The sequence below is a fragment of the uncultured Allobosea sp. genome, from assembly GCF_945957345.1.
Taxonomy (GTDB): domain Bacteria; phylum Pseudomonadota; class Alphaproteobacteria; order Rhizobiales; family Beijerinckiaceae; genus Allobosea.
In genome coordinates, this window is record NZ_CAMFKW010000020.1 from 77,851 (window position 1) to 83,884 (window position 6,034).

The 6,034-nt window shown below is 68.4% G+C and carries 4 protein-coding genes; 3 read left to right on the forward strand and 1 reads right to left on the reverse strand.

Annotation, left to right across the window (positions count from 1 at the left end; translation table 11 throughout):
* Positions 1-172 precede the first annotated feature (172 nt).
* From Q0Q36_RS12100 to Q0Q36_RS12110, 3 genes are all read left to right on the forward strand, one after another.
* Positions 173-1,669: a sigma-54 dependent transcriptional regulator gene (locus tag Q0Q36_RS12100; RefSeq protein ID WP_293798428.1), complete on the forward strand. Its 1,497-nt coding sequence runs from the start codon at positions 173-175 to the stop codon at positions 1,667-1,669.
* A gap of 105 nt (positions 1,670-1,774) precedes the next feature.
* The gene (locus Q0Q36_RS12105) at positions 1,775-3,691 is read left to right on the forward strand and encodes a L,D-transpeptidase family protein (protein WP_293798429.1); all 1,917 of its coding nucleotides are present in this window, start codon (positions 1,775-1,777) and stop codon (positions 3,689-3,691) included.
* A 189-nt stretch (positions 3,692-3,880) separates the two neighbouring features.
* The gene (locus tag Q0Q36_RS12110; RefSeq protein ID WP_293798430.1) at positions 3,881-5,662 is read left to right on the forward strand and encodes a DUF882 domain-containing protein; all 1,782 of its coding nucleotides are present in this window, start codon (positions 3,881-3,883) and stop codon (positions 5,660-5,662) included.
* A 3-nt stretch (positions 5,663-5,665) separates the two neighbouring features.
* On the opposite strand, the gene Q0Q36_RS12115 is transcribed toward Q0Q36_RS12110, so the two are convergent.
* Positions 5,666-5,842, reverse strand: a complete 177-nt coding sequence (locus Q0Q36_RS12115) for a hypothetical protein (protein WP_293798431.1) — start codon at positions 5,840-5,842, stop codon at positions 5,666-5,668.
* Between the last annotated feature and the right edge of the window lie 192 nt (positions 5,843-6,034).

Here is a 6,034-nt window from a genome sequence, read left to right on the forward strand (position 1 = left end):
ATACCTCTGCGCACTGAAACGAGCCTCATCCTTAGGCCGGCACGGGCCAAGCGATCAACGGCCGCGGCTTAAACCCCGCTTAACCCTTCTGGCCGACCATGCCCCAGAACGGAACAGATGATTCCGCCTGCGGCCAAGATTTCTTTCATGCTGCACGGGCTTTCGAGGTGCCATGACCGATACCGTCCTCATCGTCGATGACGATCCCGTCCAGCGCCGCCTGCTCGACGCGATGCTGAAGCGTTTCGGCTACGATGTGGCGAGCGCCGAGAACGGCGAGACGGCGCTTGCCCTGCTCGGGCTGCCCGAGGGCGAGCGCTTCAGCGCCATCGTGCTCGACCTCAACATGCCCGGCCTCGACGGCATGGGCGTGCTGGCGGCCCTTCGGGAGCGCGGCATCGAGATCCCCGTCATCGTCCAGACTGCGAACGGGTCGATCGAGACCGTCGTTTCCGCCATGCGGGCGGGCGCGGTCGATTTCGTGGTCAAGCCCGTCGGCGCCGAGCGCCTGCAGGTCTCGCTGCGAAACGCGCTTAAGCTCGGCGCACTCGAGCACGAGCTGCGCCATATCAAGCGCCGCGCCTCCAACACGCTGGGCTTCCGCGACCTCGCGACCAAGAGCCCGGACATGGCCCGCGTCGTCCGCCTGGCCGAGCGCGCGGCGAAATCGAACATCCCGATTCTGATCGAAGGCGAATCCGGCGTCGGCAAGGAGGTGCTGGCCCGCGCCATCCAGGGCTCCAGCGACCGCAAGGGCAAGCCTTTCGTCACGGTGAACTGCGGTGCGATCCCGCATAACCTCGTCGAATCCATTCTGTTCGGCCATGAGAAGGGCGCCTTCACCGGCGCGACCGAGCGCCATCTCGGCAAGTTCGTCGAGGCCAATGGCGGCACGCTCTTCCTCGACGAGGTCGGCGAATTGCCGCTCGATGCCCAGGTCAAATTGCTGCGCGCCATCCAGGAGGGCGAGGTCGACCCCGTCGGCGGCAAGAAATCGGTGCGCGTCGACATCCGCTTGATCTCAGCCACCAACAAGAGTCTGCTCGACCAGGTGAAGCGCGGCGAATTCCGCGAGGACCTGTATTACCGCCTCAACGTCTTCCCGATCACGCTGCCGCCTTTGCGCCAGCGCCGCGAGGACATCGCCGATCTCGCCCGCGGCTTCCTCGCCCGCTTCGCCGCCGAGGAGGGCCGCAAGCTCTCGGGGCTTACGGCCGAGGCTGCTGCCCTGATCACTGGCTACGATTGGCCGGGCAATGTCCGCCAGCTCGAAAACGCCGTATTCCGCGCGGTCGTGCTGGCCGACGGGCCTGAGCTCGACGTCTCCGAATTCCCGCAGATCGCCGCGCAGATGGACGGTTACGAGATCCGGATTCCGCCCGCCCCCGCGCCGCTCGCCCGGTCCGAGGCGCAAGGCGAGCCGCCGCCGCGCATCATCCAGATGCCGGTGCGGGACCCCAACGCACTCGACCTCGTCACCGGCTCCGACATGCGCAAGCTCGACGACCTCGAACGCGAGATCATCACCTTCGCTCTGGCGCATTACCGCGGCCACATGTCCGAGGTCTCGCGCAAGCTCGGAATCGGTCGCTCGACGCTCTACCGCAAGCTCAAAGATTACGGGTTGATCGAGAGCGAATCGAACGGCGACGAAACCGACGCGGCATGACCTGCAACTAACCGAATGCGGTGGTCTGTTGCACCGCCGCATCTTGTTTCAACCAGCCGAGTCACGCAGGAATGGCGGAGTTCGGCAGCAATCGGGATAGCGACCATGCGTCCTCGCCATTGGGCGAAACTGACCTCGGCATCCGCCTTGGCCATCATTCTGGGATGCCTCCCGCTCCGCGCCGAGACCCCTCTCAATACCGATGCGACGCTCGGCATTCCGCTGCCGGAGCAGCCGGAGCTCAAGCTTTCAGACGCAGCGCCTGCGGCCGCCCCAGCGCAGGCAGCAGCCGCGCCGGAACACTCCGCCGACGCGGAGATCGTCACCGGCACCGTCACGACCGGAAGCCGCCCGCTGGACCCGGCGAAGCAGGATGCCGCCGCGCCGCTCGACGTGACCGAGGAACCGGTCACGCTCAACATCCCCGCCATCGAGATGCCGGCGGCAGACCCGGCCCTGACGCCCGTCGTCAAACCGCCGGAGCCGGCCGAGGCCGCCCCCCAGCCCGGGCCGTTGCGCGCGGTCGAGCCGCTGGTGCCGCTGCCGGAGGTGCCGAAGGTCGTCATCGCGCTGCCGCCGGGCTCCGAATTCTCCGCCGCCATCGCCGCCGCGCTGCCTGAAGCCTTGACGGTCCGCCGCCTCGGCGAGCGCGAGCGCAGCGAGATCATCGCAGCCTATCAAGCCAATGAGAACCGTCCCTTCTGGGTCGGCGCCAAGGGCTGGAACGAGGCCGGCAAGCGCATTGCGACGCAACTCAGCCGCGCGAGCGAGGATGGCCTGCGCCCGAACGACTATGCGCTGCCCGTGTTCGAGGCGAGCGACAAGGCCAAGCTCGCCGAGGCCGATATCCGCCTCTCGGCCATCGCCGTGCTCTATGCCCGCGACGCCCGCGGCGGCCGCCTCAACCCGCGCCAGCTCTCGAAGCTGATCACGCCGACGCTCTACCTGCCTTCCGCGACCGAGGTGCTCTCGGAAATGGCTGGCGCGGCCGACGCCGGCGCGGTGCTCGCCGCCTACAACCCGCCGCATGAGGGCTATCGCCGCCTCAAGGCCAAGCTCGCGGAGATGCGCGAGCATCTCGACGATACCCCGCTGGTGCGCATCCCCGCCGGCCCGCCGCTCAAGCTCGGCATGCGCGACGAGCGCGTGCCGCTGGTGCGGGCGCGCCTCGGCCTCGGCCCGATCGAGGAGCCGGTCTTCGACCGCTCGACCGCGCTGGCTTTGGCCGATTTCCAGAAGAAGGCTGGCCTCCCCGCCAACGGCATCCTGAGCGAGCGGACGCTGGCCGCGCTCGGCAAGCCGGCGAGCGCGCGCGGCGAGGAAGACATCATCGCGCAGATGGAGCGCTGGCGCTGGTTGCCGCCCGATCTCGGCACCGACCACATCATCGCCAATATCCCGGAGATGCGGGTCCGCGTCATCCGCTCCGGCAAGGTCGTGCACGAGACCCGCGCCATCATCGGCAAGCCGGAATCGGCGACGCCCATCTTCTCGCACAAGATGGACCACGTCATCGTCAACCCGTCCTGGTATGTACCGCCCTCGATCCTGAAGAAGGAATTCCTGCCGGGCCTCGCCGCCGATCCGAACTATGCCGCCAAGCGCGGCTATGTCGTGACCCGCACCAAGAGCGGCGGCATCTCGGTGCGGCAGCCGCCGGGCGAGCGCAATGCGCTCGGCTGGATCAAGTTCATGTTCCCGAACGAGCATGCGGTCTATCTGCACGACACCCCGAATCGCCGCCTGTTCGCGGGGGAGAGGCGCGCGCTCAGCCATGGCTGCGTCCGCGTCGAGAACCCCTTCGCGCTCGCCGACCAGGTGCTCGGCCCGGAATGGACGCATGAGCGCCTGAAGCGCCTGATCGGCTCGGGCGAGCGCCGCATCAACCTGCCGCAGCCCCTGCCGATCCACCTCGTCTACAACACCATCGTCGTCGGCGAGGACGGCCATATCACCCGCTTCGACGACGTCTATGGTTTCCACAGGCTGGTCCGGCAGGCGCTCGAGCAGCAGGGCGGCTGAGGATTCCAAGGAAAAGGTGCCCTCACCTATGGGCACCTTTTCGCCATGATCCCACTTTAGCCACCTTCCGCAGGAATTTCTCGGCGCGGCGATTGCCGGCTCGCTAACGAGACGTTAACGCTTCTCCGCAACTGTTCGTTCACGTTTATCGCACCGCTTCGGCGGGAGCACCGAGACGGGTCAGACAGATTGGGCAGGATTACCGCCACGCTTGCAGGATGCGCGCCGTCCGGCTCGAAGCCGACCGCGCGACAGGCGCTGGTGCTCGGCCTGGCCCTTGTCGCCTCGCTGGTCGGCATCCGCGGCACGCAGGATGCCGCCGCCAATGGTGATACCCGCACCATAACCATCCGGCACATGCACACGAAGGAAGAGACGACCGTTACCTTCAAGCGTGACGGCCGCTATAATTCGGCAGCGCTGGAAAAACTGAACTGGGCCCTGCGCGACTGGCGCACCGATGAGCCGACCCGCATGGACCCGCGGCTCTTCGACGTGATCTGGGAGGTCCAGCGCCAGCTCGGCTCCGAGCAGCCCTTCCACGTCGTCTCCTCCTATCGCGCGCCCGGCACCAACGCGATGCTGCGCCGCCGCTCGCGCGCCGTCGCCAAGCACAGCCAGCACATGCTCGGGAAGGCGATGGATTTCTATCTGCCTGACGTGCCGACCGCCCGCATCCGCGAGGTCGGCATGCGACTCCAGCGCGGCGGCGTCGGCTTCTATCCGAACGCGCATACCCCCTTCGTCCATCTCGATGTCGGCTCGGTCCGCTCCTGGCCGCGCATGACGCGCGACCAGCTCGTCCGGCTGTTCCCGGACCAGAAGACCGTGCATATCCCGGCCGATGGCCAGCCCCTCGCCGGCTATGACCTCGCCCGTGCCGAAATCCTCTCCGGCGGCGGCTCTGTCGCCGGCTATGCCGTGGCCGATGCCGATGAGGGCGCCGTCGCCTCCTCCGGCCGCAAGAGCCTGTGGGCGACGTTGTTCGGCGGCGACGACGAGGAAGCCGATGCCCGGCCGACGGCGCGGCGCGGTGCTCCTCGCCAGCAGCCCACCGTCATGGCCTATGCCGCTCCCAACACCGGCTATACGGGCAGCAACAGCAACGACGATGGCCGCTTCCTGATCCAGCCCATCCAGGAATCCAGCACGAGCGCGATCACACGCGAGCGCTCGCAGCGTCTCGCGCCGCAACCAGCCACCGAAGCAGCGCCCGCGCCGACACCTGCTGCCGCAGCGCCGACGCCTATAGCTCCGCCCCCGCAGATCGCCAGGGACACGCGCCCGTTGCTCGTCGACGTGCCCTTGCCGCTGGCACGGCCCCGCGGCCTGTCGATGCCTGCCGACGACGGCGCGCCCGTACAGGTCGCAGCCCTGCCTTCAGCCGGTGGCGCCCTCGCCTTCGCTCCGCAGCCGGACCAAAAGCTCGTCCTCGCCTCGCTGCCGCCGCGCCGCCCCGGCGAGGTCGCGAGCCCGAGCGAAATCGTGGTCGCCGGCCAGCCCACCAATGCCCCGCTGCCGCCGATCCGGCCGACCGCCCTCGCCGATGCGGCCATCGCCTCGCTGCGCGGCACGGGCACTCCCGAAACGCCGCTCGCCCAGGCGGCCGACGGGCGCCTCGTCACCGCCTCCCTGCCGCCGGTGCGGCCGCGTGAGGGCGGCGTCAGCTTCGCCACGGCGACCCAACGCTCCGTCCCGATTCCGGAAGAACCCGAGGACACCGCCGAGATGGATCGCGGCGGCCTGAACTCCCTGTTCGCAACCGTCTCGCGCACCGGCAGCACGCCCGGCAAGCCGGTCAATGTCGCAACGGCGCGTGCCAAGGCAGCCGGTCCGTCAGGCGCGCCGATCGCCGGCCCGAGCCCGGCTGCGGCGCTGGGCTTCAGCCATGCCGAACCGGTCGACGCCAAGCCCGGCACCTTCACCGGCCCGGCCGTTCGTCCTCTGCCGACGAATTTCGTCCAGAACTGACAGTTACTCCCGGTCGATCGGCCAGGCCTTGAACAGGTCGAGGGCTTCGCAAGCGCGCGCTTGCTCGGCCAGGGCCGGCCAGCGCTCCTCCGGCACGAATTCCGGGATCACGAAGCGGCAGAAGCCCCAGGCGATGGCGGCGGCGATATCGCTCGGCAGCAATTCAGGCCCGGCCGTCAACTCGCCTTCCTTCGCCGCCGCATCGAGCAGGTCGAGCGCGACATGGAGCTGGGTAACGATGCGCTCCTGCCAGGGCGCGTAGCGCTGCGCCTCCGGGCGCTTGCGCTCGTACTCGATCGAGACCGCCTTGTCGGCGGCTGTCCGTCGTCAGATGATTTGAGACTGTTTCGGCGTCTCAGGAACGGAGGTTCT

Coding starts and splice junctions, on each gene's coding strand:
- Q0Q36_RS12100 (WP_293798428.1), top strand. CDS start 173: ATGACCGATACCGTCCTCATCGTCGATGACGATCCCGTCCAGCGCCGC.
- Q0Q36_RS12105 (WP_293798429.1), top strand. CDS start 1,775: ATGCGTCCTCGCCATTGGGCGAAACTGACCTCGGCATCCGCCTTGGCC.